This is a genomic window from Bradyrhizobium sp. 1(2017) (genome assembly GCF_011602485.2).
GTDB lineage: Bacteria > Pseudomonadota > Alphaproteobacteria > Rhizobiales > Xanthobacteraceae > Bradyrhizobium.
In genome coordinates this window covers 6,369,314-6,395,710 of record NZ_CP050022.2, presented here as the reverse complement: position 1 = coordinate 6,395,710, position 26,397 = coordinate 6,369,314, and the positions used below count along the sequence as shown (strand labels likewise).

23 protein-coding genes are annotated in these 26,397 nt (G+C 65.4%); 12 read left to right on the top strand and 11 right to left on the bottom strand.

The window, feature by feature from the left end; translation table 11 throughout:
• The first annotated feature begins 12 nt into the window (after positions 1 to 12).
• Both recN and ligA read left to right on the top strand, forming a co-directional pair.
• On the top strand, positions 13 to 1,686 hold the full coding sequence (recN, locus tag HAP40_RS30370; protein ID WP_166814326.1) for a DNA repair protein RecN: 1,674 nt from the start codon (positions 13 to 15) through the stop codon (positions 1,684 to 1,686).
• Between the two features lie 156 nt (positions 1,687 to 1,842).
• On the top strand, positions 1,843 to 3,996 hold the full coding sequence (gene ligA / locus HAP40_RS30365) for an NAD-dependent DNA ligase LigA (RefSeq protein ID WP_166814328.1): 2,154 nt from the start codon (positions 1,843 to 1,845) through the stop codon (positions 3,994 to 3,996).
• Positions 3,997 to 4,118: 122 nt separating this feature from the next.
• Here the strand turns inward: ligA and HAP40_RS30360 are convergent, their stop codons facing one another.
• Positions 4,119 to 5,393, bottom strand: a complete 1,275-nt coding sequence (locus HAP40_RS30360; protein WP_166814330.1) for a multidrug effflux MFS transporter — start codon at positions 5,391 to 5,393, stop codon at positions 4,119 to 4,121.
• Between the two features lie 315 nt (positions 5,394 to 5,708).
• Positions 5,709 to 7,538, bottom strand: a complete 1,830-nt coding sequence (locus HAP40_RS30355) for an aminopeptidase P family protein (protein WP_166814332.1) — start codon at positions 7,536 to 7,538, stop codon at positions 5,709 to 5,711.
• Positions 7,539 to 7,725: 187 nt separating this feature from the next.
• Here HAP40_RS30355 and HAP40_RS30350 point away from each other — a divergent pair, with 187 nt between their 5' ends.
• Complete coding sequence (locus HAP40_RS30350; RefSeq protein WP_166814334.1) at positions 7,726 to 7,905, top strand: hypothetical protein; 180 nt, start codon at positions 7,726 to 7,728, stop codon at positions 7,903 to 7,905.
• A 94-nt stretch (positions 7,906 to 7,999) separates the two neighbouring features.
• Here the strand turns inward: HAP40_RS30350 and HAP40_RS30345 are convergent, their stop codons facing one another.
• Complete coding sequence (locus HAP40_RS30345) at positions 8,000 to 8,887, bottom strand: 50S ribosomal protein L11 methyltransferase (protein WP_166814335.1); 888 nt, start codon at positions 8,885 to 8,887, stop codon at positions 8,000 to 8,002.
• 152 nt (positions 8,888 to 9,039) lie between these two features.
• On the opposite strand from HAP40_RS30345, the gene HAP40_RS30340 reads away from it, so the two are divergent.
• A complete protein-coding gene (locus HAP40_RS30340) occupies positions 9,040 to 9,204 on the top strand; it encodes a Flp family type IVb pilin (protein WP_166814336.1) in 165 nt (54 codons plus the stop codon).
• A gap of 303 nt (positions 9,205 to 9,507) precedes the next feature.
• Here the strand turns inward: HAP40_RS30340 and HAP40_RS30335 are convergent, their stop codons facing one another.
• Positions 9,508 to 11,118 carry a phytoene desaturase family protein gene (locus HAP40_RS30335; RefSeq protein WP_166814337.1) on the bottom strand — a complete coding sequence of 537 codons (1,611 nt, stop codon included), beginning with the start codon at positions 11,116 to 11,118 and terminating at the stop codon, positions 9,508 to 9,510.
• Positions 11,119 to 11,342: 224 nt separating this feature from the next.
• Between HAP40_RS30335 and HAP40_RS30330 the strand changes: the two genes are divergently transcribed.
• Positions 11,343 to 13,622 (top strand): spermidine synthase, encoded by a 2,280-nt coding sequence (locus HAP40_RS30330; RefSeq protein ID WP_166814338.1) that lies wholly within the window; start codon positions 11,343 to 11,345, stop codon positions 13,620 to 13,622.
• 153 nt (positions 13,623 to 13,775) lie between these two features.
• On the opposite strand, the gene HAP40_RS30325 is transcribed toward HAP40_RS30330, so the two are convergent.
• A complete protein-coding gene (locus tag HAP40_RS30325; protein ID WP_166814339.1) occupies positions 13,776 to 14,756 on the bottom strand; it encodes a glycerophosphodiester phosphodiesterase in 981 nt (326 codons plus the stop codon).
• Positions 14,757 to 14,827: 71 nt separating this feature from the next.
• Positions 14,828 to 15,640 carry a L,D-transpeptidase gene (locus HAP40_RS30320; RefSeq protein WP_208024869.1) on the bottom strand — a complete coding sequence of 271 codons (813 nt, stop codon included), beginning with the start codon at positions 15,638 to 15,640 and terminating at the stop codon, positions 14,828 to 14,830.
• A 287-nt stretch (positions 15,641 to 15,927) separates the two neighbouring features.
• Here HAP40_RS30320 and HAP40_RS30315 point away from each other — a divergent pair, with 287 nt between their 5' ends.
• Positions 15,928 to 16,248, top strand: a complete 321-nt coding sequence (locus tag HAP40_RS30315) for a hypothetical protein (protein WP_166814341.1) — start codon at positions 15,928 to 15,930, stop codon at positions 16,246 to 16,248.
• Positions 16,249 to 16,362: 114 nt separating this feature from the next.
• On the opposite strand, the gene HAP40_RS30310 is transcribed toward HAP40_RS30315, so the two are convergent.
• Together HAP40_RS30310 and HAP40_RS30305 are read right to left on the bottom strand one after the other, a co-directional pair.
• Positions 16,363 to 17,124, bottom strand: coding sequence for an ABC transporter permease (locus HAP40_RS30310; RefSeq protein ID WP_166814342.1), 762 nt, complete (start codon positions 17,122 to 17,124; stop codon positions 16,363 to 16,365).
• The gene (locus tag HAP40_RS30305) at positions 17,121 to 18,044 is read right to left on the bottom strand and encodes an ABC transporter ATP-binding protein (protein ID WP_166814343.1); all 924 of its coding nucleotides are present in this window, start codon (positions 18,042 to 18,044) and stop codon (positions 17,121 to 17,123) included. Before HAP40_RS30305 ends, HAP40_RS30310 begins: the two co-directional genes overlap by 4 nt.
• A gap of 289 nt (positions 18,045 to 18,333) precedes the next feature.
• On the opposite strand from HAP40_RS30305, the gene HAP40_RS30300 reads away from it, so the two are divergent.
• A complete protein-coding gene (locus tag HAP40_RS30300; protein WP_166814344.1) occupies positions 18,334 to 19,050 on the top strand; it encodes a hypothetical protein in 717 nt (238 codons plus the stop codon).
• A gap of 81 nt (positions 19,051 to 19,131) precedes the next feature.
• On the opposite strand, the gene HAP40_RS30295 is transcribed toward HAP40_RS30300, so the two are convergent.
• A complete protein-coding gene (locus tag HAP40_RS30295; protein ID WP_166814345.1) occupies positions 19,132 to 19,983 on the bottom strand; it encodes an alpha/beta fold hydrolase in 852 nt (283 codons plus the stop codon).
• A 124-nt stretch (positions 19,984 to 20,107) separates the two neighbouring features.
• Between HAP40_RS30295 and HAP40_RS30290 the strand changes: the two genes are divergently transcribed.
• Positions 20,108 to 20,728, top strand: a complete 621-nt coding sequence (locus HAP40_RS30290; RefSeq protein ID WP_208024922.1) for a CGNR zinc finger domain-containing protein — start codon at positions 20,108 to 20,110, stop codon at positions 20,726 to 20,728.
• A gap of 27 nt (positions 20,729 to 20,755) precedes the next feature.
• Here HAP40_RS30290 and HAP40_RS30285 read toward each other — a convergent pair whose 3' ends face one another.
• Both HAP40_RS30285 and HAP40_RS30280 read right to left on the bottom strand, forming a co-directional pair.
• Positions 20,756 to 21,934: a cytochrome P450 gene (locus tag HAP40_RS30285; protein ID WP_166814346.1), complete on the bottom strand. Its 1,179-nt coding sequence runs from the start codon at positions 21,932 to 21,934 to the stop codon at positions 20,756 to 20,758.
• Between the two features lie 16 nt (positions 21,935 to 21,950).
• Positions 21,951 to 23,159 (bottom strand): ABC transporter substrate-binding protein, encoded by a 1,209-nt coding sequence (locus HAP40_RS30280; protein WP_166814347.1) that lies wholly within the window; start codon positions 23,157 to 23,159, stop codon positions 21,951 to 21,953.
• 111 nt (positions 23,160 to 23,270) lie between these two features.
• Here HAP40_RS30280 and HAP40_RS30275 point away from each other — a divergent pair, with 111 nt between their 5' ends.
• The 4 genes from HAP40_RS30275 to HAP40_RS30260 all read left to right on the top strand — a co-directional run bounded on the left by HAP40_RS30275 (position 23,271) and on the right by HAP40_RS30260 (position 26,352).
• Positions 23,271 to 23,750, top strand: coding sequence for a MarR family winged helix-turn-helix transcriptional regulator (locus tag HAP40_RS30275; RefSeq protein ID WP_166814348.1), 480 nt, complete (start codon positions 23,271 to 23,273; stop codon positions 23,748 to 23,750).
• Between the two features lie 204 nt (positions 23,751 to 23,954).
• A complete protein-coding gene (locus HAP40_RS30270) occupies positions 23,955 to 24,842 on the top strand; it encodes a DUF3313 domain-containing protein (protein WP_414645350.1) in 888 nt (295 codons plus the stop codon).
• A gap of 95 nt (positions 24,843 to 24,937) precedes the next feature.
• A complete protein-coding gene (locus HAP40_RS30265) occupies positions 24,938 to 25,264 on the top strand; it encodes a hypothetical protein (RefSeq protein WP_246741243.1) in 327 nt (108 codons plus the stop codon).
• Positions 25,265 to 25,410: 146 nt separating this feature from the next.
• Positions 25,411 to 26,352 carry a LysM peptidoglycan-binding domain-containing protein gene (locus HAP40_RS30260; RefSeq protein ID WP_166814350.1) on the top strand — a complete coding sequence of 314 codons (942 nt, stop codon included), beginning with the start codon at positions 25,411 to 25,413 and terminating at the stop codon, positions 26,350 to 26,352.
• Positions 26,353 to 26,397: the final 45 nt, after the last annotated feature.

The following is a 26,397-nucleotide window of genomic DNA, read 5'->3' as shown; positions in this document are numbered from 1 at the left end:
AAATTTGGTTCCATGCTGGCGCGTCTGTCGATCCGTGACATCGTCCTGATCGAACGGCTCGATATCGAATTCGCCACCGGGCTCGCGGTTTTGACCGGCGAAACCGGTGCGGGCAAATCCATCCTGCTCGATGCCTTTGCGCTGGCGCTCGGCGGCCGCGGCGACGCCGGCCTCGTGCGCCATGGCGCGGAGCAGGGGCAGGTCACCGCCGTGTTCGATGTCCCCAAGAATCACCCCGCGGCCAGGATCCTGGCCGAGAACGGTCTGGACGACACCGGTGAGATGATTCTCCGGCGCGTGCAGCTCTCCGACGGCCGCACCCGCGCCTTCATCAACGACCAGTCGATCAGCGTGCAGACGCTGAAGGCGGTCGGCGCCGCCCTGGTCGAGATCCACGGCCAGCACGACGAGCGCGCGCTGGTCGATGCCGCCACCCACCGCCGCCTGCTCGACGCCTTTGCCGGCCTGGAGAAGGACGTCGCCGCCGTCGAAGCACTCTGGGACGCGCGCCGCACCGCCAACACCGCACTGGAGGAGCATCGCACCGGCATGGAGCGCGCCGCGCGCGAGGCCGATTATCTGCGCCACGCCTCCGACGAGCTGAAGCAGCTCGCGCCGAAGGACGGCGAGGAGACCTCGCTCGCCCACCGCCGCACCACCATGATGCAGGGCGAGAAGATCGCGTCCGATCTGCGCGAGGCGCAGGAGGCGGTCGGCGGCAATCATTCCCCGGTCGCGGCGTTGTCCGCCGCGGTGCGCCGGCTGGAGCGGCGCGGCGTCAATTCGCCGGCGCTGGTCGAGCCCGCAGTGAAGGCGATCGACGCCGCCATCAACGCGCTGGAGGAGGCCGACCAGCATCTGCAGGCCGCGCTCGCCGCAACCGATTTCGATCCGGCCGAGCTCGAACGCATCGAGGAACGGCTGTTCGCATTGCGCGCGGCCTCGCGCAAATATTCGACGCCGGTCGACGGGCTCGCCGCGCTGGCCGCCAGATACGCCGCCGACGTCGTGCTGATCGACGCCGGCGCCTCGCGGCTGAAGAAGCTCGAGCAGGCTGCGATCGAGGCAGACGGCCGTTATGCGGCCGCCGCCAAGAAGCTGTCACTGGCGCGGCAGAAGTCGGCCGAGAAGCTCAACAAGGCCGTCAATGCCGAGCTCGCGCCGCTCAAGCTCGAACGCGCAAAATTCATGACCCAGGTCGAGACCGACGAGGCCGCGCCGGGACCGCAAGGTTTTGACCGCGTCGAGTTCTGGGTGCAGACCAATCCGGGCACCAAGCCCGGGCCCTTGATGAAGGTCGCCTCCGGCGGCGAGCTCTCGCGCTTCCTGCTCGCGCTCAAGGTGGTGCTGTCTGACCGCGGCTCGGCGCCGACGCTCGTCTTCGACGAGATCGACACCGGTGTCGGCGGCGCGGTTGCCGACGCCATCGGCGGGCGCCTGGCGCGGCTTGCCGGCAAGGTCCAGGTGATGGCCGTGACCCACGCCCCGCAAGTCGCCGCGCGCGCCGACCAGCACCTCCTGATCTCCAAGGACGCCCTCGACAAGGGCAAGCGGGTCGCCACCCGCGTCAATGCGCTCGCCGCCGACCACCGCCGCGAGGAAATCGCGCGCATGCTCGCCGGCGCCGAGATCACGGCCGAGGCGAGGGCAGCCGCGGAACGTCTGCTGAAGGCGGCGACGGCTTAGACCTTGCCCCGGACGCGCGTAGCGCGAGCCGGGACCCAGAATGCCCCACCACATGGGCTCCGGCTCTGCAGCGCACCGCTTCGCGCGGCGCTGCGTCCGGGGCGAGAGACTTGAACCGCCTTTACCCTTCCGCCCGCTCCGTCGTATCCAAGCACCATGGCCAGAGCAGCAAAATCCAAAGCAACACCGCCTCGCGACGTCGCGGACCTCACCAAGGCGCAGGCCAAGGTCGAGCACATGCGTCTGGCGCTCGAGATCGAGGGGCACAACGAGCGTTACTATCAAGAGGACGCGCCCACCGTCACCGACGCCGAATACGACGCGCTGCGCCGGCGCTTCGATGCGATCGAAAAGCGCTTTCCTGAATTCGTCAGCGCCGACTCGCCGTCGCAGAAGGTGGGCGCCGCGCCGTCGGGGCGATTCGGCAAGGTCCGGCATTCGGTCCCCATGCTGTCGCTCGACAATGCCTTTGCGGAAGAGGACGTGCGCGACTTCGTCGGCCGCATCGTGCGCTTCCTCAAGATCGACGACGGCAAGGTCGATTTCTCCGCAGAGCCGAAGATCGACGGCCTCTCGATGTCGCTGCGCTACGAGGGCGGCGAGCTCGTTACCGCGGCAACGCGCGGCGACGGCGCGGTAGGCGAGGACGTCACCGCCAACATCCGCACGCTCGAAGACGTGCCGCAGAAGCTGAAAGGCCGCAATGTCCCCGACATCTGCGAGGTGCGCGGCGAGGTCTACATGACCAAGAAGGCGTTCCTGGCGCTCAACGAGCGGCAGAAGGCGGCGGGCGATACCATCTTCGCCAATCCGCGCAACTCGGCCGCGGGCTCGCTTCGGCAGAAGGACCCGACGATCACTGCCTCGCGCCCGCTCGGCTTCTTCGCCTATGCCTGGGGGCAGATGAGCGAGATGCCGGAGGCTACGCAGAGCGGCATGATCGGCTGGTTCGAGCGTTGCGGCTTCAAGACCAATCCGCTGACCAGGCTCTGTCACTCCGTCGAGGAGCTGCTGGCGTTTCATCATTCGATAGAGGAGCAGCGTGCGAGACTCGACTACGACATCGACGGCGTCGTCTACAAGGTCGACCGCATCGACTGGCAGGAGCGCCTCGGCTTCGTCTCGCGCACGCCGCGCTGGGGCATCGCCCACAAATTCCCGGCCGAGCGCGCCATGACCGTGCTGCGCGACATCGAGATTCAGGTCGGCCGCACCGGCTCGTTCACGCCGGTCGGCAAGCTCGAACCGGTCGGTGTCGGCGGCGTGATCGTGCAGAACGTCACGCTGCACAACGAGGACTACATCAGGGGCATCGGCAACAAGGGCGAGGTGCTGCGCGAGGGCCGCGACATCAGGATCGGCGACACCGTCGTGATCCAGCGCGCCGGCGACGTGATCCCGCAGGTGGTCGACGTCGTCCTCGACAAGCGGCCGAAGACGGCAAAGGAATTCCACTTCCCGAAGAAGTGCCCGTGTCCGCTGCACACCGACGTCACGCGCGAGGAGACGGCGGCGGGCGAGGAGGGCTCGCGCGCGCGCTGCACCGGCGAGTTCGCCTGTCCCTATCAGAAGATCGAGCACCTCAAGCTGTTCGTGTCGCGCCGCGCCTTCGACATCGACGGCTTAGGGGAGAAGCAGCTGCAGTATTTCTTCGATGAGGAATGGGTGCGGGAGCCCGCCGACATCTTCACGCTGGAGAAGCGCAATTCCAAGCTCAAGCTCGAGGAGATCGAGGGCTACGGCGCGACCTCGGTACGCAACCTGTTCGGTGCGATCGAGAGCCGACGCAAGATCGCGCTGGAGCGCTTCGTCTATGCGCTCGGCATGCGCCATGTCGGCGAGACCACGGCGCTGGCGCTGGCGCGGGGCTACGGCTCCTGGGATGCCTTCCACGACGCCTGCCTGAAGGTCGCTCACGGCGACGAGGAGGCGATGGCGGACATGGACGCGCTCGACCAGATCGGCGACACCGTGATCAAGAGCATCGCCGATTATTTCGGCGAGAGCCACAATCGCGGCATCGTCGAGCGGCTGACCAAGGAGGTCGAGATCGTCGACGCCGAGAAGCCGAAGAGCAACTCGCCCGTGGCCGGCAAGACGGTGGTGTTCACCGGCTCGCTGGAGAAGATGACGCGTGACGAGGCCAAGGCGACCGCGGAGCGATTGGGAGCCAAGGTGTCAGGCTCGGTGTCGAAGAAGACCGACCTCGTGGTGGCCGGCCCGGGCGCCGGCTCGAAGCTCGCCGAGGCCAACAAGCATGGCGTCAAGGTGCTGACCGAGGACGAGTGGCTGAAGCTGATCGGTGAGTGACTTTGATTCCGTCATTTCCGGGGCGATGCGAAGCATCGAACTATGGTGCGCACTTGCGCACCTGAGAATCTCGAGGTTCCGGGTTCGCCTCTCGAGGCGCCCCGGAATGACCGAGAAAAACCTCACATCATCCCGCTCTCTTCCTCCTCCGCCTGCCCGATCAGCGCCTCGCTCACCACGACCTCGCGCCGCGGCACGACGAAGATCATCGTGCAGGCGCAGAGCAGCGAGATGGCGAGCACCGCGGAGGTGAGCGGCAGCGTGGTGGCGGAATGGCCGCCGAGATAGGCGCCGAATTGCGACATCAGCGCGCCGATGCCCTGCTGGAGGAAGCCCATCGCGCCCGAGGCGGTGCCGGCTGCTTCGGGGCGGATGCTGATGGCGCCGGCGGCGGAATTCGCCATCACGAAGGCATTGCCGGCCATCACGATCATCTGCGTACCGAACAGCCAGGCCGGCGCCTCGTTCCAGCCGGTGAAGCTCCAGAGCAGGTTGAGCAGGCTGCCGGCGAGCTGGAGGCCGAGGCCGATCCAGATCAGCTTCTCCAGCGAGTGCCTGGGCGCAAAGCGCACGCAGAGCAGATTGCCGACGAGATAGGCGAAACCCGTGGTCGCGAACCACGCGCCATATTCGGCGCTGCTCCGGCCCATCTGCGTCACCACGATGTAGGGACCGCCGCCGGCGAAGGTGAAGATGATTTGCGAGGCCAGCACCTGGCACATCACGTAACCGACGAAGGCGCGGTTGCGGATCAGGACGCCGACATCGCCGCGAAAGCCGCTGCCGGCCGCGCGGCTGCGGCGCGTCTCCGGCAGCGCCAGGGCGATGCCGACCGCGACGATGATCGCCGCGATGGTGATGGCGTAGAAGATCGCGCGCCAGCCGAAGGCGGTCTCGATCAGGCCGCCGGTGAGCGGGGAGACCATCTGCCCGATCATCAGCGCGGCGACCACGAGGCTGATCATCGAGGCGACGCGATCGCGCTCGTAGATGTCGCGGATGATGGCGCGGCTCACCACCATGCCGGCGGCGCCGCCCAGCGCCTGGAAGAAGCGCGCGGCGATCAGCTGCGGCAGGGTCTGGGCGAAGATGCAGGCGATGCTGGCCGCGACCATCAGCGCCAGGCCGCCGAGCAGCACCGGGCGCCGGCCGAATCTGTCCGACAGCGGTCCCATGATCAGCTGCGACAGCGCGATGCCGACCATGTAGAGCGACACGGTCATCTGCGCGATCGAGATGTCGCTGCCGAAATCGGTCGCCAGCACCGGCAGCGCCGGAACCAGCATATAGAGCGAGATCGGCGCGATTCCGGTCATGACGACGAGCAGCAGCAACACCAGGCGCGACGTCGCGATGTTGGTGGCCGCTCCCGGCGGCTTGCTGATCATGCCGTGCATACGTGTCCGTCTTTCGAATTCGAATCGACTGTAGCGCGCTCGCGCAAGACGGATATCGGCGTTTCGGAATGCGGCTATACGGAATTCGGGATGGTTATGATGGAGGCGCGATGACGACCAATTGGGCGCGTTGCCTGTGCTGAAAACCCGCTGTCATCACCCGCGAAAGCGGGTGATCCAGTATTCCAGAGGCGGGAGTCGCATGCGGATAAGCCGCGGCGTACTGGATTCCCCGCTTTCGCGGGGAATGACATCCGCCGTGAGGAAGCAGCCTTGCGCAATGCGCGTAGTGCTATGCGTCGCGAGATGACGGGCCTACGCCCGCAGTTCCGCGGTGGCCTGATCGAGCCAGGCCTTGGTCGCCTCGTCCAGCGCCGGCCGCACCTCGGCTCTCACCCGCGCATGGTACGCATTGAGCCAGTCGAGCTCATCGCGGCTCAGCATCGCGACATCGATCAGCCGGCGATCGATCGGCGCCAGCGTCAGCGTCTCGAACGCGTTCATCGGCTTTTCCGCGCCCTTGATGTCGGCGGCGACCACGAGTTCGAGGTTCTCGATGCGGATGCCGAAGCCGTCGGTCTTGTAATAGCCGGGCTCGTTGGACAGGATCATGCCGCGCTTCAGCGGTGTGGTGCCGAGCTTCGAGATCCGCGCCGGCCCTTCATGCACCGAGAGATAGCTGCCGACGCCATGGCCGGTGCCGTGCTCGAAATCGATGCCGGCGGCCCACAGATATTGCCGTGCCAGCGTGTCGAGCTGCGCGCCGGTAGTGCCGTCGGGGAAGACCGCGCGTGCGATCGCGATATGGCCGCGCAGGACGCGCGTGAAGCGGTCGCGCATCTCGTCGGTCGGCTCGCCCACGGCCATCGTGCGGGTGACATCGGTGGTGCCGTCTTCATATTGCGCGCCGGAATCGATCAGCAGCAAATCGCCGGGAGCGATCCGCCGGTTGCTCTTGCGCGTGACGCGGTAGTGTACGATGGCACCGTTCGGGCCCGTGCCCGATATGGTCGGGAACGAGACGTCCTTGAGCGCGCCGGTGTCGCGGCGAAACGTCTCCAGCGCCTCGACCGCATCGATCTCGGTGAGCTTGCCGCTTGCCGCCTCGCGATCGATGAAGGCGAGGAAGCGCGCCAGCGCCACGGCGTCGCGCCGGTGCGCGGTCTGTGTGCCCGCGATCTCGCTGGCGTTCTTGACCGCCTTCAATAGCGCGATCGGATCGCTTCCGCGCACCGGCTTGCCGCCGGCCCCCGCGATCAGGCGGCCGAGCGCGTCGGCGGCGGTCGCATTGTCGAGGGCGATTGCGGCGCCGCTCCTGGCCAGCGCCATCAGCGTCGGCGCCATCGCACCGGGCTCCTGCACGTCGGCGGACTGCTCGAGATGGTCGCGGGTCAGGTTGGAGAGCTTGCGGTGGTCGATGAAGATGGTCGGCCGTCCCTCCTTCGGCACCAGCGCGTAGGACAGCGGCAGCGGCGTATGCGCGACGTCGGCGCCGCGGATGTTGAAGGTCCAGGCTACGGCATGGCTGTCCGATACCACCAGCGCATCGACGCCGAGCTTAGCGATTTCGCTTCTGACCTGCGTCAGCTTGTCGGCTTCGGTGATGCCGGAATGTTGCAGTCCGTGCACGGTTACCGGTGCAAGTGGCGGCTGCGGTCGGTCCTGCCAGATCGCGTCGATCGGATTACTGTCGACGGCGACCAATTCGGCGCCGGCCTTGGCGCAGGCGGCGGAGAGGCGTTCGGCTGCCGAAGAAGTGTGCAGCCAGGGATCAAATCCGAGGCGGTCGCCGGCCTTCAGATGCGCCGACAGCCAGCTTTCCGGCGGCGGATCGATCAGCGATTCCACCGTCCAGGCCTTCGCATCGACCTGCTTGGCGGCCTGGAGCGTATAGCGGCCGTCGACGAAGATCGCGGCCTCCTGGGTCAGCACCACCGCCAAACCAGCCGATCCGGTGAAGCCGGTGAGCCAGGCGAGCCGTTCTTCCGATGGCGGCACATACTCGTTCTGCTGCTGGTCGGCGCGTGGGATCACGAACCCGGTCAGCTTCCGGCGGGCAAGTTCTTCGCGGAGCGCAGCGAGGCGCGCCGTCAATGCGACGCCCGCCTCGGGCTCCTCGAATGTCTGGAAATGCGCTTCGAACATGGTGGATCACTTTAGGATCATGGGGAGCAGTCCGCAATCTAGACGCATTTGCATCGCATCTGGCATGGACTGTGCTTGAAATAGTCCCATTCGAATTGAGTGGAGTAAAGGGTGCGGCAGCTGCGCTTCGTCCGGATGACAGGGAAATTCGAGCAAGTGGTTCATCTCAACGGCGAGGGGACACACGATGCCATCATTCTCGTTTGAGCGGATTTCGCCGCCCGCGCGCGGTGCCCCGGCTGCGGCGACACCGCAGAAGCCGCGTGGCCTCATCAGCCAGATGATCGAGCGTTTCGCCGAGCGCCGCGCGAGGCGGGCGTTGCAAGCTGAGCGCGCGACGCGCCAGGACGAGAAGCCGGCGAAGTAGCGGCGTCGAATTCGTAGGGTGGGTTAGCCGAAGGCGTAACCCACCACGTCTTCTCCGCGGTGACAGAAGCGGTGGGTGACGCTGCGCAAACCCCCTACGACAGCTTTCGCAGCAACAGGCTGCTCCATCCCTCGATCCGCAGATGCCGCAGCGGCACGAGGCCGCGCGCGCGGTAGGCTGCGATGACGGCGGGGGCCTGATGCGTCAACAGGCCGGAGAGGATGACGCGCCCACCGGGCGCGAGATGTCGCGCCATCGGGCTCGCCAATTGCCTGAGCGGGTTGGCAAGGATGTTCGCCAGCACCAGGTCGAATGGACCGCATGTGCCGAACTCCGGCGCGGCGAAGCCGGTGGCGCGGATCACCCGCACATGGTTACCAACTTCGTTCAGCGTCGCATTCTCCGCCGCCACCCGCACGGAGGGCGGGTCGATGTCGGAGGCGAGCACGGCGCGATGCAGCGCCTTGGCCGCCGCGATGGCAAGCACGCCTGTCCCGGTGCCGAGGTCGAGCAGGTTCCTCGGGCGGGAACTCTTCAGGACGTGGTCAAGCAACAGTAAACAGCCGCGGGTGGTGCCGTGATGGCCGGTGCCGAAGGCCAGCGCCGCCTCGATCTCGATCTTGAGCTTGTTTGTCGCCACCCGGTCGCGGTCGTGGCTGCCGTGCACGACGAAACGGCCGGCTGGCACCGGGACGAGGTCTTCGAGGCTGGCCTTGACCCAGTCCTTGGCCTCCATCGTGTCGAAGGTGAGGGTGTCGGCAATCTCATTTCCTGCTGAAGTTACAACGAGTTCGCGCAGTAGTGCCTGGTCCGGTGCCTCGGCGAAATGCAGCGTGACGTCCCATTGTCCGTCCGGCCGCTCGAAGGCCGCGACCGCCGCATCGCCCTCGAAAAACACCTCAGTCAGAACATCGACGACGCGCCTGGCGGCCGCCTCGCTGCCGATCGAAAAACTGGCACGATGGGTAGGGGAAGGCTTCATTCTAGGGTTCCGTCAGTTCAATCTTCGGAACTTTTGTTCCCAATTTCCGCATAAGTTGCGGTTCCAGGATTAACTCAGCCGAAGGTTCCATGCCGTAGATTTCCGGATGTGTGGCGGAGCCAACACAGCCTGAAATGGAACGGAGGCAAGTCTTGAAGCACATCGTTTTGAAGTTCTGGTCGGATGAATCGGGTGCAACTGCGATCGAATACGGCCTCATCGCAGCCGGCATCGCACTGGCGATCATCACCGTGGTGAACAGCCTGGGCACCAGTTTGAACGACAAGTTCGGTTCGATTAGCACCTCTTTGAAGTAATTTCCGCCTCCCATTCCCAGCGGGGGCTGATTTTCTTCTTAGATTGTTTCCCGATCACCGCCCGCTAGGGAATTGCCCCTGGCGGGCGAGGTCGTTTTTGCTGCACGGCTCTCAGGCGCTCTCCACAATCTGTCCACGCCTTGTCGTGCCAGTTCTCCGTGGGCCTTTTCCGCGATTATCCCTACGGTTCTCCACTTCTTTTCCCCAGGCTTGTCCCGCTCGCCCATCCGCGGACATCCAGCTCCTGACCACGCACCTCCCAACAGCCTGTCCACAGCCCCATCCACAGCCCCATCCACAGACCTATCCACGGCTTCCGAACAGCGACCGGTGATCCCTCAGGATCGCCTGCGCGGCGTTGTGGCCGGGGGCGCCGGTGACGCCGCCGCCGGGATGGGCGCCGGAGCCGCAATGATAGAGGCCATTCAGCGGTCCGCGATAATCGGCATGGCCCAGCATCGGCCGCGCCGAGAACAGCTGGTTCAAGGTCAGCGCGCCGTGGAAGATGTCGCCGCCCAACAGGCCGAACTGCCGCTCGAGATCGAGCGGCGAGAGGATCTGGCGGCCAAGCACGCTCGCCGCAAAGCCCGGGGCATATTTGTCCACGGTCGTGATCATGAGATCGGCGACCTCCTCGCGGTGGTCGTCCCACGACGTTCCATCGGGAAGCTCCGGCGCGACGTGCTGGCAGAACAGGCTCGCGACATGTTTGCCTTCCGGCGCAAGCGTGTCGTCGAGCGTGGAGGGGATCAGTAGTTCGACCACGGGCTCCCGGCTCCAGCCCTGCGCGCGGGCGTCGAGCCAGGCGCGGTCCATATAGCCGAGATCAGGTGCCAGGATGATGCCGGAAGTCAGATGATCGCCATCGCCGGGCAGCGCGGTGAAGGAGGGCAGGCGGTCCAGCGCCACGTTCATGCGGAATGTGCCGGAGCCGTTCTTCCAGTGCCGGATGCGCGCAAGGAAGTCCTGGGGCAGGGCGTCGGCGGCGATGAGCCGCGTATAGAGCAGCTTCGGATTGACGTTGGCCGCGACATATTTGGCGCGGATGGCCGCGCCGTTCTCGAGCACGACGCCGACGGCGCGGTCGCGCTCGACGATGATCTCGCGCACGCCTGCATCGGTCTCGATCACGACGCCACGATCGCGCGCAGTGCGCGCCATCGCCTGCGTGATCGCGCCCATGCCGCCGATGGCGTGGCCCCAGACACCCTTCTTGCCGTTCACCTCGCCGAAGGCGTGGTGCAGCATCACATAGGCCGAGCCCGCGGCGTAGGGGCTGGCATAGTTACCGACAATGGCGTCGAAGCCGAACAGCGCCTTGACCAGATCATGCTCGAACCGCTCGTCCAGCATCTCGCCGGCCGAGCGGGTGAAGAGATCGAGCAGGCTGCGGCTCTGCTCCAGCGTGAGGCCGCGCAGGATATTGGCCGTCTTCAAGGCGTTCACCGCCTCGCGGATCGCGCCCGGGCCGAAGCCCTCGAGCAGGTTGGGCGGCGCGCGCAGCACGAACTGGCGCAGCACGTCCGCGATGTCCTCGAGCTCGCGCGAAAACCCGTCGAGCGCGTTCGCGTCATGCGCGCTGAGCCGTGCAACGGACGCCTTCGTCCGTCCTTCGCCGGTGAGCAGATAGCTGCCATCGGGCGCGGGCAGGAAATTCTGCGCGCGCCGTTCGACGACGCGCAGGCCGTGTTCGGCAAGCTCGAGGTCTCCGATCACTTGCGGATTGAGCAGGCTCACGGTGTAGGCCGCGACCGAATTTCGGAATCCGGGGTGAAACTCCTCCGTGACCGCGGCGCCGCCGACCACCTTGCGGCGCTCGACCACGCGGACGCGCAGCCCCGCCTTCGCGAGATAGGCCGCGCAGGTGAGGCCGTTATGGCCAGCGCCGATGATGACGACGTCGGTTTCGGTCATGATTCCCTGGTGTCATTCCGGGGCGCGCGAAGCGCGAACGATGGTGCGGGCTCCGCACCGGAGAATCTCGAGGTTCCGGGTTCGATGCTTCGCATCGCGCCGGAACGACCCTCTTATATCAAGCAATTCTCGCTGCAACATCACGTGCCCCTTTATTGCCCGATCAGGCGCCTTGTGCTCCATTGCGCGCCTCCGGCGCCCGCCGGAGCCTTGCCGGAGTTTTCATGGATTCGATCGTGCAACCCGCTGCCACGGAGCAGCCGTCCTCGTCGCGCAACCGGCTGCTGCTGACGGTCTACACCGCTGCGATCTTCGTCAGCGCGCTGCTGCTGTTCTCGGTGCAGCCGCTGTTCACGAGGATGGTGCTGCCGCGGCTCGGCGGCTCGCCGGCGGTATGGTCGGTGGCGATGGTGTTCTTCCAGTCGCTGCTGCTCGCGGGCTATGCCTATGCGCATCTGCTGATGCAGACGAGGAACCGCATCGTTCCGGTTGTCGTCCATCTGGTGCTGCTGGTCGCGGCCTTCGCGACGCTGCCGCTCGGCATCGCCACCGCCTATGGTGAGCCACCCGCGTCGGGCTATGCGTTCTGGCTGCTCGGCCTGTTCGTGGTCTCGATCGGTTTGCCGTTCTTCGCGCTCGCCGCCAACAATCCGCTGTTGCAGGCCTGGTTCGTCCGCACCGGCCATCCCGCCGCGCACGATCCGTATTTCCTCTATGCCTCCTCCAACATCGGCAGCTTCCTCGCGCTGCTGTCCTATCCGTTCCTGCTGGAGCCGATGTTCACGCTGCACACGCAGAACAGGTTCTGGACCGCCGGCTACGGCCTCCTGATTGTGCTGATCGCTGCCTGCGGCGCGTTGCTGTTGCGCTCGCCGAAGCTGGCTGAGGCCAACGCGCGAACGGAGGAGGTGAATGCGCCGGCGCCTGGCCTGGTGACGCGGCTGCGCTGGATCTTTTTGGCCGCGGTGCCGTCCGGCCTGCTCATCGCGGTGACCGCGCACATCTCCACCGACGTCGCGGCCGCGCCGCTTCTGTGGGTGCTGCCGCTGTCGCTGTACCTGCTCACCTGGGTCGTCGTGTTCCACTCGCGTCCGCTGCTGCCGCACAAATGGATGCTGATGCTCCAACCGGTGGCGATCGCCGGCGTGGTCTTCCTGCTGGCCTTTGGCGGCGAGCAGAACCTGCTGCTCACGCTCGGCGGCCATCAACTGTGCTTCTTCGTCATCGCCATGGCTTGCCACGGCGAACTGGCGCGGACGAGGCCGGCCGCCAAATATCTCACCGGCTTCTATGTCGCTTTGTCGTTCGGAGGCATGGTCGGCGGCTTGTTCGCGGGGCTCGTTGCTCCATTCACCTTCTCGTGGATCGCCGAATATCCGATCCTGATCGCGCTCGCCGCGCTTTGCCGGCCGCCCGCGAACGAGCGTCTCGCCGGCATCGTTAAATGGTACTGGCTGGCGCTCGCCGCACTCGCGGTGGCGCTCGTTGCTCCCTCCACCATGACAGGCGATCTCTCGACCTGGTTCGAGGACCACCGGGTCTGGGTCGCCGGCGCCGTCGGCGTGCTCGCCCCGCTGCTCGCGCTGGCGCTCAATGCCGATCGCTGGAAGATTTTCGCGACCGTCGCGCTCGCGCTGGCGCTGATCAGGATCTATCCCGCGGACGAGGGCCGCGTCACCACGGTGCGCAGCTTCTTCGGCGTGCACAAGATCGTGGTGACGCCCGGCGGCTATTTCCACGTGCTGATGCACGGCACCACGATCCACGGTGCCGAACGCTTCCGCAGCAATGACGGCACGCCAGTCGCCGGCCGGCCCGAGCCGATCACCTATTATCACAAGGACGGCGGGATCGGTCAGGCCGTCAGCGCGATCCGCGAGCGCAAGGGCGCGCCGCTGCGGGTCGCTGCCATCGGCGTCGGCTCGGGTACGCTCGCCTGCGCCGCCGAACCAGGCGAGAACTGGACCTTCTTCGAGATCGACCAATCCATGGTCGACGCGGCACGCGACCCCAGGAATTTCCGCTACATCTCGAGCTGCATGCCCGACATGAAGCCGGTGATCGGCGATGCGCGGCTGACCTTCGCCAAGGAGCCCGACGGCGCCTACGACCTCATCATCGTCGATGCCTATTCGTCCGATGCGATCCCGATCCATCTTGCGACCAGGGAGGCGATGAAGATCTACAAGGACAAGCTCGCCCCGCACGGCGCGGTGGTGATGCACGTCTCCAACCGGCATCTCGATCTCGAGACCGTCGTGGTCGGCATTGCGGACGCCAACGATCTCACGAGCTGGGTCTTCAACGAGGATTCCGGGCGCGATGGTGACTACATCTTCTCGACCGACGTCGTCATCTCCGCGCGGGAGGAAGCCGACATCGGCAAGCTCGCCTCCAACAAGTCGTGGGAGCAGACTGAGGCCGACGACAGGGTGCGGGTCTGGAGCGACGACTATTCCAACATCCTGGGCGCGCTGTACCGGCGCGTGCGGGACGGGGAATAAGGAGCTTCGTCGCCCGGACGCAGCCCGTGCCCCGGACGCTGCGCAGCACGAAGTGATGCGCTGCAGAGCCGGGGCCTGTGGCGTGGCATTCCAGGTCCCGGTTCTGCGGAGCAGCGTTGTACGCTGCACCGCGTCCGGGACACGAGATCGGAGTTACGGCGCCACCGGCGTCCCCGCCGGCAACGCAATCCCCTTCTCGCCGGCGACCTGCCGCAACAGGTCCGGTCTGTCCGAGATGATGCCGTCGACGCCGAGCTCGATCATGCGCGCCATGTCTTCCGGCTTGTTGACCGTCCAGACCACGACGCGCAATCCAAGTCCGCGAGCTTCGGAGATCAGCGCCACCGTCACGTCGCCGAAATAAGGCGACCACACCGCGCCGCCCGCAGCCTTGATCGTCCGCGGCAGCGAGCCGCCGTGGTCGGCCGGATTGAAGCCCGCGGTCCACGCAGTGGCTTTGTCGAGCGCCACGGTGCTTGTGCCGCGCTGGAGCGTGAGGTAGGCCGTCGGCATCTTCGGCGCCTGCTGCTGCACGAGCTGCAACGTTCTCCAGTCGAACGACTGGATCATGACTCGGTCGGAATACTTTTCGGCCTCGATCACGCCGAGCAGGCTGGTGACGAATGCTTGCGGGGCAAGGGTTTCATCCGGGCGGTTCGGATCGATCTTGGTCTCGATGTTGAATCGCACGCGCGTGTTGCCGGACTTGCGCACCAGCGCGAACAACTCGCGCAGGGTGGGAATGCGTGTTCCCGGCACGGCGCGCTGATCGGGGAATTGCCGCGCATAGGCGCTATCGGGACGGATCTGGCCGACGTCATAGGCCCCGACCTCGTCGAGCCGCAGTTTCACGAAGGGCGTGCCGGGCGCCGCGATATAGGCGCCGCCCGCATCCCGCGTGAGATCGGGATTGAGCCCGCGCTCATGCGAGACGATGACCTCGCCGTCCGCGGTCACGCCGACGTCGAGCTCCAGCGTGTCCACGCCCATCGACAGCGCGCTGGCGAAGGCCGGCAGGGTGTTTTCCGGCAACAGCGCCCGCCCGCCGCGATGTGCTTCGAGGTCGAATCCCATGGCTTGCCCCGCCATCAGGACCAACAACACAGTCAGAATGGTCGCGGCACGTGATGGCATGGTGCCTCGAAGGGACATCTATCGTTCGTGCTGGCCGGCGAAGGCGATCGATAGCGACTGCGGACGGCGCGTCAGTTCTGGTAGTAATAGCCGCGCGGCTGATAAACTTGGCGGGGCTGCGGCTGATAATAGTAACCCTGCTGGCCATAGCCCTGGTCATAAGAGGGCCGTGGCTGCTGCTGATAGACCTGCGCGTCATAGAGCGGACGGCTGGCCGAGCGCGGCGCCGGGTAGCGCGCGCCGGTGTCGCTGCCGTCGGCCGGATAGATGTAATTGTCGTCCTGCGGCATGTAGCGGCGCGCGGGCTGCGCCGGAGGCGCCAGATTCACGGGATCGCCGGCAGCGCTGTACTGCTCTTCGGCAGGCGGCTGCTGGGCACGGGCAACCGCATTGCCGTTGCGGCCGCGCGGGTTGCGCGCCAGCGCCACCTGCGCCGAGCCGGTCAGCGTTACCGTGGTGTTGAGCACGCCCTGCTGCTGCACCAGGGCATAGAGGGTCGAGGCGTTCTGGCGCGACAGTCGCACGCAGCCATGCGAGGCCGGCGAGCCGAGCCGGCCGACCGAGTCCGTGCCGTGGATGGCGTGCCCGACCTTGGTGAAGAAGATCGCGTGCGGCATCGGCGCGTCGTCGAATTCCTTGGAGTAGTGATCTTCCTCCATGCGGAAGGCGCGGAACGCGCCGTTTGGTGTTTCGCGCGAGGGGAGGCCGGTCGATACCGGCCAGCGATAGCGCGCGACGCCGTCGACCGCGACGGTCATCTGCTGGTTGTCCTTGTCGACGGTGATCTCGACCTTGGCCTGCGCGGCGCCCGCGCTCAAAAGCATCAGGGATGTGAAAGCAATCAAAAACGAACGCATCGGACTTCTGGCCTCCGGCCTGTTCATGCCAGGCGCCGCGGCTCTCCGTCCCCCGGCGTGCACTATGCCTGCAATCCGGCGTTCGTTCCAGCGGCCTGGCCACCCATCGTTAACGCGACGCCTGACGTAAGCAAGGCCGCTTTGTGCCACGAAGGCCGCGGCGGCGCTGACATTTTCGCGAGCCCAACGTGCGTTCACAACGCCGACAATTCGTCACAAAGGCGCAACCATTCCGCCGCTCCGCGCGTTGATGACAGCGCTTCGACAGGCGGCGCCCGCCGCCAATCATTCCTTACAGCCTTCTGGGACCAAAGATGAACAAAGCCCGTGTCGCCGCCTTGCCGGCCGGTTTGCCCGTCCGCCTGCTGTTCGCAGCCGCCGCCATCCTGCTCGCGCTGCTGTCGCTACCGCAAGCCGGCCACGCCCAGGGCATCGTGCGCGGCGCCCAGGAAGGCTCCTATGAGGGTAACCGGATCGCTGGTCCGGTGGGCGGCGCAGTTGGCGGTGTCGTCGGTGCCGGTGTCGGCGGCGCCGTAGGCGCCGTCGAGGGCGTGTTCGGCATTCCCCACCGCCATTACCGCCACGGCTGCCGCGGGTATTATGACGGCTATCACCATTTTCACTGCTACAGATGAGTCTACTGCCGTCATTCCGGGGCGCGCGTAGCGCGAGCCCGGAATCCATCAGGCGGCAAAGTTAGTGGATGAATGGATTCCGGACTCGTGCTTCGCGCGCTCCGGAATGACAGCTCAATTCTTCAGCCGATACCCGGTCCGGAAAATCCACCAGATGATCGCCAGGCAGATCGCCAGGAACGCCACGGTCATGCCGACGCTGACGGCGATGCTGACATCCGCAATCTCGTAGAAGCTCCAGCGGAAACCCGAGACCAGGTAGACGACCGGATTGAGCAGCGCGACCGTGCGCCAGGCGGGCGGCAGCATGTCGATGGAGTAGAAGCTGCCGCCGAGAAAGGTCAGCGGCGTCACCACCAGCATCGGGATCATCTGCAGCTTCTCGAAGCCGTCGGCCCAGATGCCGATGATGAAGCCGAACAGGCTGAACGTCACCGCCGTCAGCACCAGGAAGGCCAGCATCCAGATCGGATGGTGAACGTGCAGCGGCACGAACAGCCCGGCCGTTGCCAGGATGATCAGGCCCAGAATGATCGACTTGGTCGCGGCAGCGCCGACATAGCCGATGACGATCTCGAAATAGGAGATCGGCGCCGACAGGATCTCGTAGACCGTACCGGTGAATTTCGGAAAGTAGATGCCGAACGAGGCGTTGGCGATGCTCTGGGTGAGCACCGAGAGCATGATCAGGCCCGGCACGATGAAGGTGCCGTAGCTGACGCCCTCGACCTCGCTGATGCGCGAGCCGATCGCGGCGCCGAACACCACGAAATACAGCGAGGTCGAGACCACCGGCGAGACGATGCTCTGCAGCAGCGTGCGCCAGGTGCGCGCCATTTCGAACAGATAGATGGCGCGGATGGCGCGGTGATTCATGACGTCCTCACGAGATCGACGAAGATGTCCTCGAGCGACGATTGCGTCGTGTCGAGATCGTTGAAGCGGATGCCGGCGGTGCGAAGCTCGCCGAGCAGGCTGGTGATGCCCGTGCGCTCGCCCTGGGTGTCGTAGTCGTAGACCAGCGTGGCGCCGCCATCGCAGAGCTCGAGCTCGTAGTGCTTGAGGCTCTCCGGCAGCGCATCGAGCTTGCCCTGCAGATGCAGCGTCAGCCGCTTCTTGCCGAGCTTCTGCATCAGGGTCGCCTTGTCCTCGACCAGCACGATCTCACCCTTGTTGATGACGCCGATGCGGTCGGCCATCTCCTCGGCTTCCTCGATGTAGTGCGTGGTGAGGATGATGGTGACGCCGGACTGCTGGAGGCCGCGCACCACCTCCCACATGCCCTTGCGCAGCTCGACGTCGACGCCGGCGGTCGGCTCGTCCAGGAACAGGATCTGCGGCTCGTGCGACAGCGCCTTGGCGATCATCACGCGGCGCTTCATGCCGCCGGAGAGGGTGATGATCTTGTTGTCCTTCTTGTCCCACAGCGAGAGGTCCTTCAGCACCTTCTCGATATGTGCAGGATTCTTCGGCTTGCCGAACAGGCCGCGGGAGAAGCTCACGGTCGCCCACACGCTTTCGAACGCGTCGGTGTGCAATTCCTGCGGCACGAGCCCGATCAGCGAGCGCGCCTTGCGGTAGGAGGTCTGGATGTCCTCGCCGCCGACGAGAACGCGGCCCTCGCTCGGGTTGGCGATGCCGCAGATGATCGAGATCAGCGTGGTCTTGCCGGCGCCGTTCGGTCCGAGCAGCGCGAAAATCTCGCCGCGCTTGATGTCGAGATTGACGTTCTTGAGCGCCTTGAAGCCGGACCCATAGGTCTTCGACAAGTTGGCGACGGAAATGATAGAGGACATGATGGCCGCAAGACTTAAGGGGAAAAGCTGGGGAGGGAGGCTGGAACCTGCCGGGAAGGGCGGGGCAGCGGAGCCCTGAGATAGGAACGCCGTTACCCGGTCGCAATTGCCCGGAGAAAAATGGTCTCAAAACAGGCCCATCGATGGTAGGTTCCGGGCAAGTGTTGCGCGATGGTCACGGCTTGCTGCTAAGATTGTCGCTCACGCGGCTCTTTGTTGCGTGTGCGAGCGCGCCGTGGCTACGATTCCGATCAATCGCGATGCGTATCGTCCCCAGGGAAAAAAATCGATGAGACCGAACGGCCGTCACACCGCTGGCGCCAGCCAGTCGTCCGCCCTCCGTATGTGGGCGATGGGCCTGCTCCTGCTGTCAGCTGTTGCCATCAGCCCGACCGGCGCCAAGGCCGCGCCGAGCCAGGCCGCGGCGGCGACCACGCATGTCTATCTGCTTCGTGGCGTGCTCAACATCTTCTCGCTCGGGCTCGACACGATCGGTGCCCGGCTCCAGGCGCAGGGCATCCCAGTGACCGTCGCCAACTTCGTGTCCTGGTCCTCGCTTGCCGATGAAGCGGCGGCTGCCTACAGGGCCGGCCGCCTCAAGACCATCATCCTTGTCGGCCACTCCTCCGGCGCGACCGCGCTGCCGGACATGATCGCCAAGCTCAACCAGCTCGGCGTGCCCGTGAAGCTCGCGATCGGCCTCGACTCCGTGTTCAAGACCAGGCTTTCGACCGGTGCCGAGCGCTACATCAACATCTATATCGGCGATGGTCCCGGCGAGCCGGTGAGGGCCGCGGCGGGTCTGCGCGGCAAGCTCGACAATGTCGACGTGCGCGGCACCGGCGTGGGTCACGTCTCGATCGACAAGAACGAGGCGATTCAGCGCCGCGTCATCGCCGAGATCGACGCCGCGATCATGCGCTCGCGTGCACCTGCAGCTCCGGTCGCCGAACCCCGTGCGCCGCGGTCCTCGCACTCGGCGGCGGCGGCTCCGGCAAGAAACTAAGGCGATCGCGCGACGAACGCGTCGCGCGCCTTTGGCAAGGCCGGTGCGCGAGGCTCGGGCGCCGGTCCTCCTTCCTCCGCGTTATTTCAAGAACGTGCGGATGCTGTCCGCGATCTCTCTCGCATGCGTCTCCAGCGCGAAATGTCCGGTGTCGAAGAACTGCACCACGGCGTTGGGATTGTCGCGCTTGAACGCCTCGGCGCCGGGCGGGATGAAGAACGGATCGTTCTTGCCCCAAACCGCGAGGAACGGTGGCTTGTGCGTGCGGAAATAATTCTGGAATGACGGATAGAGCGCAACGTTGCTCTTGTAGTCCCCGAACAGATCGAGCTGCACGTCGTCCGAGCCGGGACGCGCCAGATAGAAATTGTCGAGGCTCTGGCCGTCCGGCGACACCAGGGCCGGATCGGGTACGCCATGCGTGTACTGCCAGCGCGTGGCCTCCGGCGTGAGGAAAGCGCGCAGCGCCTCACGGTTGGCCGGTGAAGGGTCTTGCCAATAGGCCTTGATCGGAGTCCAGCCATCGCTGAGACCATCCTCATAGGCGTTACCGTTCTGGGAGATGATGGCGGTGATCCGCTCGGGATGCCGCAGCGCGAGCCGGAAGCCGGTCGGCGCGCCATAGTCGAAGACATACATGGCGAAGCGGTCGAGGCCGATCACCTCGGTGAAGCGCTCGATCACCTGCGCGACATTGTCGAAGGTGTAGCGGAAGCTGTCACGCGAAGGCATGTCGGACTGGCCGAAGCCGGGAAGGTCCGGCGCCACGATGTGAAACCGGTCCGCGAGCAGCGGAATGAGATCGCGAAACATATGGCCGGCGCTCGGAAAGCCGTGCAGCAGCAGAAGCTTTGGCCCGGCCTTCGGGCCGGCCTCGCGATAGAACACCTTGAAGCCATCGACATCAGCGGTGCGGTAGGCGGTCGGGCTCATGATTGTCTCCAGCTCTAGTAACCTGTTAAAAGCTATAGTTGAGGTTATGATCTCCTGCATAACTTGTCAATCGTCATTTGAAGGGTTACTTAGGTGGCGGCTTTCGGCTGACGCTCAGGACCCCATGACTAGACCGCCCGCTATGTTCATCGCCGACTCGCTCGGGCTCGATTTCCTCAACTCGGTGGCGACACCAGTCGACACGCCCGTCGATTGGCTCGACGACGGCGATGGGCTGATCGACTGGTTGGCGCAGGCGAGGCTCGTGCCGGCTGACGCGTTAGAGGCGCTGAAGATGCGCGCAAAGCCGGGCGAATTGGATGAGGTTGCCGATGAAGCCAGGGCTTTGCGCGAGTGGTTCAGGGCTTTCGTTCGAAGACATGCGGGCCGCCGGCTCGCGGTGGATGCGTTGCGCGAGCTCGGGCCGTTGAACAGCCTGCTGGAGCGCGACGAGGTCTTCGGCCGGATCGCAGCGGCGTCCGACGACGGCGATCATGTCCTCGCGCTCCGAGCGACGCGGCGCTGGCGATCACCCGGGTCCTTGCTCCTGCCGATCGGGGAAGCCTTGGCGAAATTCGTTTGCGACGAGGATTTCGCCGACGTGAAGGCATGCGAGGGGCATAACTGCACGATGCTGTTCGCCGACCATACCCGCAGGCGCGCGCGGCGATGGTGCACGATGGCGATCTGCGGCAATCGCGCCAAGCAGGCCGCTCATCGCAGCCGGCTCAAGAACCGGCAGTAACCGACGGCAGCACCACGTGTGCTGCAGTCAGGCGGCGGTCACCCGCACCGGCATGCTCTCCAGCCCGCGCAAGGAATTGTTGAGCCTACGCTTGGGCTCCGCCGTGAGCTCGATGGTCTTCACGCGCCGTGCGAGCTCGTTGAAGATCAACTCGCCTTCCAGACGCGCGATCATCTGACCGACGCAGGCGTGGATGCCTGCGCCGAACCCGACATGGCCGGTCGCAACCCGCTCCACCTCGAAACGGTGCGGCTTGTCCCAGCGCGCGGGATCGCGATTGGCGGAGGCCATGAACAGCAGCACCTTGCGGTGCGCCGGGATCACGCCGCCGCCGATCTCGAGATCGCGCGAGGCGGTGCGAAAGAACGTCTGCACCGGTGAATCGTAGCGCAGGCCTTCCTCGAACGCGTTGCGCGCCAGCTCCGGCCTGTGATGCAGCTTGCGATATTCGTCGGGGTGCATGGCGAGTGCGAGCAGGGTGTTGCCGATGCCGTTGACGGTGGTGTCGATCCCCGCCGTGAGGAACGGCCGCACCAGATGCGTCGCCTCGTGCTCGGTGATCTCGCCGTCGTCGGCCGCCTGGTAGATCATCATGCCGAGGCTGTCGGGCCGCAGCGCATCTCGCGCGCAACATTCCATGATCCAGCTCTGCGCGGCGAGACCTTCCTGCCGTGAAGCTGCGAGTATCTCGTTCTCCGGCCCGAAGCTGTCGAACACGAACGTGCTCCAGGCGAGCAGCTTCTCGCGGCCGTCCGGCCGGATGCCGATCGCATCCGGAAACACCTTCATCGGATAGGCCTCGGCAAGATCGGCCACGGCATCGAACGTGCCTTTGTCGATCAGCTCCGAAACCTTCTTCTCCGCTTCCTTCTGAAACGTCTCGCGCAGCTTCCTTGCGACACCGGGAGACAGCGTGCGGCCGAGCACCCGCCGGCCCTTGTCGTGGTCGGGTGGATCGATCTGCAGCGTCAGGGGCTTCGGCAGCGCCGGATTCATCCCGTTGAGCCCGACGCCCTCGCCGCTGATGAACGTCTTCCAGTCCTTCAGCGCCGGTTCGACCTCGGCATAGCCGGCCATGGCCCACACGCCGTAACGCTCCAGCTCGAACATTGGCCCGAGCGCGCGCAGCTCCTCATAGGCAGGGTAGGGGTCGATCAGGAAGTCAGGCGCGAACGGGTCGACCGGACTGGATGCAATGCCGCTCATGGTCAGCTTCCAACGGCTATTGCTTCGCGAGGGGGCACTGACCGTCGCTCTCGGACCGGAACGCGTCCTCGCCCTTGATCGTGGCGACGACCTTCAAGAGATCCCAGGCCGACGTCGATTCCTCGGGAGCCTTGACCTGCAGGAGGAAGAGCGGATGGATCTTGCGGCCGTCCTTGCGGACGTAACCCTTGCCGAACAGCGGATCGTCGGTCGGCATCGCCTTCATCGCCGCGACCACGGCCTTGCCGTCCTTGGCGCCACCGGCCTTGTCGACGGCCTTGAGATAGTGAATGACGGAGGCATAGACGCCGGCCTGCATGTCGTTCGGATAGGCCTTCGAAGGAATGCGTTCGGCGAAACGCTTGGCGAAAGCACGCGTGCCGTCGTTCAGATCCCAGTAGAAGGGATTCATGATCTGCGCGCCTTGGGCAAACTTCAGGCCGAGTGCGGGCAGGCCGTTCATGCCGAGGATCAGTCCGACCAGCTTGTGGTCCTTGGTCAGCCCGAACTCGGCCGCCTGCTTCATCGAGGTGATGGTATCGTCGCCGGCATTGGCGAATGCGATGACGCTCGCGCCCGACGCCTGGGCCTGCAGCAGGAACGAAGCGTAATCAGCCGTTCCCAGCGGATGCCGCACGCTGCCGAGCACCTCGCCGCCGGACGCCTTCACGGCTTCCGCGGCCTGCTTCTCCAGGTCATGGCCGAATGCGTAGTCGGCGGTGATGAAGAACCATTTCTTGCCGCCCTGCTGCACGATCGCCTTGCCGAGGCCGCGCCCATAGGCATAGGTGTCGTAAGTCCAGTGCACGGTGTTCGGCGTGCACTTTTCGCCGGTGAGAAGCACCGTTCCGGCGCCCGATCCGATGAAGACCTTGTTCTTCTCGGCGCTCATGCCGGCCACCGCGAGCGCGATCGACGAGTTCGGGATGTCGAAGATCGCGTCGACACCCTCGTTCTCGTACCAGCGCCGGGCGATGCCGATGCCGATGTCGGTCTTGTTCTGGTGGTCGGCTGCTACGACCTCGACCGGCTTGCCGCCGGCCTTTCCGCCATAGTCCTCGACCGCCATTCTGGCGGCGACGACCGAGCCGATGCCTTGATAGCTCGCGAACGGACCCGATTGGTCGTTCAGGATGCCGATCTTGACGACATCCTGGGCGAGTGCCGGTGCGGCCGTCAGCATCGCCGCCAACATGCACAATTTATGCAGGAATTTGCTGTTCATTGTCTCCCTCCATCGTGCGGTCTTGGTGCCGCTAAATAATAGTTATATTTTATAGCTATTTTTGGAAGAGTCAATTCGGCCGATCGTGGCCGCCGCCGCGGATTGAGGATCATGAGCTCGAAAGCGTTACGACCGGGAGCAAAACCCGCTCAGCCGTCTGAGACGTCACTGGACCTGCGCGCGCTCCAGCGCACGCCTGGATTCATGCTGCGCCTCGCGCAGCTGAAGTTCTTCGAAGGTTTCTACGAGGAGTTCGCAGCATTGGGCCTGACGCCCGCGACCTATGCAATCTGCGCCGTCATTCGCGACAATCCGGGCGTTCCCCCCAGCAGCCTTGCCAGCGTGCTCCGCCTGCGCCTGCCGAACCTGATCAAGATCCTGAATGAGCTCGAATCGTCCGGCTTCATCAAGCGCAACCGCTCGAAGTCCGATCGCCGCGCCGTCGAGCTGATGCTGACGCCAAAGGGCGCAAAGCTGATTGCCGACGGGGCAAGGCTGACCGAACCCTATAATCGGAAGATGCTGACCCCGCTCACCGAGGCCGAGCAGCGCACGCTGCTTGAATTGCTGAACCGGATGCTGCCGCTCTAGGGTCGGGCCTCGATCGCTTCCAGTTTTTCTCAAGCCGCACGTCTCTGATCCCGTGGAGGCGCGATCCAGCAACAGTCTGGCAACGTTTCGTCACGAGAAAATCAAAATTAGAGGGTTGCATCTATTTATGACGACGGATGGCAGGGGTGCCGGGTGACGGCCACGGTAATCTCTATGGTAAGTCACGCTGGCTCGAGCGGGACCATGCACTTCAGATGGGCGGCCCTGATGTGCGTCACGTTTGTGGTCGGGGGGTGCGCGACCGCGCCACTCGAACGGGCCGGCTCGCTCAGGAGCTACGATCGGATGTCCGACGCGAACGGGCTGGTCACGCGATCACAAATCCGCGTGAACAAGAAAGACGTGCTGGCGGCGAAGACGATCCGGATCGGATCGACCGTCTTTCCCGCGCGCGCCGACGTCGAGCTGAATGAGAAGGAGCGGCGGCTGGTCGCCAATGCGATCAGCCGCGAGCTGTGTCTCCGCTTGAGCGAGCGCTTCCGCATCGTCTCCTCCGATGACGAGGCGGACCTTACGGTGCAGGCGACGGTGACGCATGCCAAGCCGACCAGCCCGACAGCCTCCGGCGCATCCAAAGCACTGTCGATCGCCAAGACGGTGGCGCTTCCCGGCGTGCCCGTGCCGGTGCCGCGGCTTCCGGTCGGGCTCGGCAGTCTGTCGGTCGAGGCCGAGGCGCGCGACTTTGCAGGATTTCAGAACGCGGCCATGGTCTGGGCGCGCAGTGCCAATTCCATTGCGAGCTCTGCGCGGGTCGCCAACGAAGGCGATGCCTACGATCTTGCCGCCGAGTTCGGCGCCGACTTCGCCAAGCTGGTCGCGACCGGCGAGTCGCCGTTCGGCGGCGTCCCGGCGCTGCCTCCGATGGAAAGCATTCCGGTGCGGCTCGGCGGTGCGCCCAAATATGTCGCGTGCGAGGCGTTCGGACGGTTTCCGGGGCTCACTGGCTTCGCGGGGCAAGGGCTCGGCCTGCCGCCTGCATGGACGGATTCCGGTGCCAACGAGAGTCCGGCCAACGGTCCGGCGCCACCGCCCGCGCCAGAGGTGAATTCAGGGCAGATGCTCACGCAATGAGCCGGATGCGCTGCTCGCCGTGTCCGACCTCAACATACGCCGACCGAGGGGCCGCCCTCGGCCGCCGGAGGGTCCTGACTGCCTCGGCCGCTGTCTTGACGCTGCTGCTGGCGGGATGTGCGTCGAGCACAATTCCCCCGCCTTCCTATCATCCTTCGCGCCCGCCCAGCGCACAGGCAGTGAAGGAGGGCATCAGGAAGGGTGCTGCCGAAGTCAAGCTGAGCGGCGGCCTCGAGACGTCCGCCGTCCGTTATGCGGACCATGGGCCGGGATCCTATTTTGCCTGCCTGAGGCAGAGCGATCCCTCCGCAAGCAGACGGCCCACCTATTCGGTCTTTTTCGATGATGACACCTACAAGGGAATCCAGAGTTCGGTCATTTCCGAGGCCTGCGAGGCCGAACCATGGGTTCCCTTCAATTGATTGCCCCGATGCGCGAGGCCGGCCGCATCAGCGGCGCCTCCGGCGGGCGACACGAAGTCGGTTCCGTGCCCCAAATTCCACCCAATCGGTGTTCACCAAGCCAATTTAGGAGAGGCCATTGCCTCCCGTGGTGGGACTGCTGGACGATGATTGATGTGAGGCGAGCCGTCGCGCTGGCAGTGGTTGCGCTGTTCGCCTTGAGCAGCGGCGTGGCCGGTGCTTCACCGCACAAGTCCAAGACCACCGCGGCCGTCCCCGTCGCGCCACCGGCGCCACCGTTCGAGCCATTGCCGCCCCCGAAGGTCTACCTGTTCCGCGGGGCCATGGGACCGCTGTTCTCGACCGGCATGGACCGGCTCGGCGAGAAGCTGACGCAGGCCGGCTTCGTAGCCGACGTCTATGAATTCACCCTGTGCCGCCTGATCGGCAGCCGGGTCATCGCCAGCTACAAGGAGAAGGCGGCGCCGATCGTGCTGATCGGGCACTCCATGGGCGGGCTGTGCTCGATCGTCATCTCGGAGATGGCGGCCAAGGAGAACATCCCGATCAGCCTCGTCATCGCCATCGATCCCGCGCAGGCGACCGGCGACGTGCCGCTCAATGTCGAGCGCTTCATCAACATCTTCCTGTCCGACAGCGTGCTCGGCGGCGGTGACGTCGTCGCGGTCCCCGGCTTTCGCGGCCATTATGCCAGCTACGACCTCAAGGCGAATGCGCGCGTCAGCCACATCAACATCGAGAAGTCGGACGACATCCATCGCCAGATCGTGGAGATGGTGACGCGACTGCCGGGCATTCCGCCGCAGACCCAGGCCGATGCCGTGCCGCTGCGTTATCAGGTGCCCGGCGATACGCTGGTCGAGTTGTGGGACAGCGGCGTGCGGGTGCCGGTGCGCCGCGGCGACACCATGGAGAGCATTGCGGCCGCCAACCGCGTGCCGCTGTGGACGCTAGTGCAGAGCAATTCATTGCCGGAGAACGCCCAGCTCACCCCGGGCCAGACCATCGTCGTCCCGCGCCATCTGACCCCGCCCGAGCCGGCCGCCGCGATGGCGACGCCGCCGCCTCCGCCGGCAGGGCGGAAGTAGGCGACGCCGGTCCGGTTGGACCAGGACGGTACGTTCCTCCTCCGC

What these genes read in the sequence shown, in the direction of transcription:
- recN (WP_166814326.1), top strand. Translation starts at nt 13, where the DNA reads ATGCTGGCGCGTCTGTCGATCCGTGACATCGTCCTGATCGAACGGCTC.
- ligA (WP_166814328.1), top strand. Translation starts at nt 1,843, where the DNA reads ATGGCCAGAGCAGCAAAATCCAAAGCAACACCGCCTCGCGACGTCGCG.
- HAP40_RS30360 (WP_166814330.1), bottom strand. Translation starts at nt 5,393, where the DNA reads ATGCACGGCATGATCAGCAAGCCGCCGGGAGCGGCCACCAACATCGCG.
- HAP40_RS30355 (WP_166814332.1), bottom strand. Translation starts at nt 7,538, where the DNA reads ATGTTCGAAGCGCATTTCCAGACATTCGAGGAGCCCGAGGCGGGCGTC.
- HAP40_RS30350 (WP_166814334.1), top strand. Translation starts at nt 7,726, where the DNA reads ATGCCATCATTCTCGTTTGAGCGGATTTCGCCGCCCGCGCGCGGTGCC.
- HAP40_RS30345 (WP_166814335.1), bottom strand. Translation starts at nt 8,887, where the DNA reads ATGAAGCCTTCCCCTACCCATCGTGCCAGTTTTTCGATCGGCAGCGAG.
- HAP40_RS30335 (WP_166814337.1), bottom strand. Translation starts at nt 11,118, where the DNA reads ATGACCGAAACCGACGTCGTCATCATCGGCGCTGGCCATAACGGCCTC.
- HAP40_RS30330 (WP_166814338.1), top strand. Translation starts at nt 11,343, where the DNA reads ATGGATTCGATCGTGCAACCCGCTGCCACGGAGCAGCCGTCCTCGTCG.
- HAP40_RS30325 (WP_166814339.1), bottom strand. Translation starts at nt 14,756, where the DNA reads ATGCCATCACGTGCCGCGACCATTCTGACTGTGTTGTTGGTCCTGATG.
- HAP40_RS30320 (WP_208024869.1), bottom strand. Translation starts at nt 15,640, where the DNA reads ATGAACAGGCCGGAGGCCAGAAGTCCGATGCGTTCGTTTTTGATTGCT.
- HAP40_RS30315 (WP_166814341.1), top strand. Translation starts at nt 15,928, where the DNA reads ATGAACAAAGCCCGTGTCGCCGCCTTGCCGGCCGGTTTGCCCGTCCGC.
- HAP40_RS30310 (WP_166814342.1), bottom strand. Translation starts at nt 17,124, where the DNA reads ATGAATCACCGCGCCATCCGCGCCATCTATCTGTTCGAAATGGCGCGC.
- HAP40_RS30305 (WP_166814343.1), bottom strand. Translation starts at nt 18,044, where the DNA reads ATGTCCTCTATCATTTCCGTCGCCAACTTGTCGAAGACCTATGGGTCC.
- HAP40_RS30300 (WP_166814344.1), top strand. Translation starts at nt 18,334, where the DNA reads ATGAGACCGAACGGCCGTCACACCGCTGGCGCCAGCCAGTCGTCCGCC.
- HAP40_RS30295 (WP_166814345.1), bottom strand. Translation starts at nt 19,983, where the DNA reads ATGAGCCCGACCGCCTACCGCACCGCTGATGTCGATGGCTTCAAGGTG.
- HAP40_RS30290 (WP_208024922.1), top strand. Translation starts at nt 20,108, where the DNA reads ATGACTAGACCGCCCGCTATGTTCATCGCCGACTCGCTCGGGCTCGAT.
- HAP40_RS30285 (WP_166814346.1), bottom strand. Translation starts at nt 21,934, where the DNA reads ATGAGCGGCATTGCATCCAGTCCGGTCGACCCGTTCGCGCCTGACTTC.
- HAP40_RS30280 (WP_166814347.1), bottom strand. Translation starts at nt 23,159, where the DNA reads ATGAACAGCAAATTCCTGCATAAATTGTGCATGTTGGCGGCGATGCTG.
- HAP40_RS30275 (WP_166814348.1), top strand. Translation starts at nt 23,271, where the DNA reads ATGAGCTCGAAAGCGTTACGACCGGGAGCAAAACCCGCTCAGCCGTCT.
- HAP40_RS30270 (WP_414645350.1), top strand. Translation starts at nt 23,955, where the DNA reads ATGCACTTCAGATGGGCGGCCCTGATGTGCGTCACGTTTGTGGTCGGG.
- HAP40_RS30260 (WP_166814350.1), top strand. Translation starts at nt 25,411, where the DNA reads ATGATTGATGTGAGGCGAGCCGTCGCGCTGGCAGTGGTTGCGCTGTTC.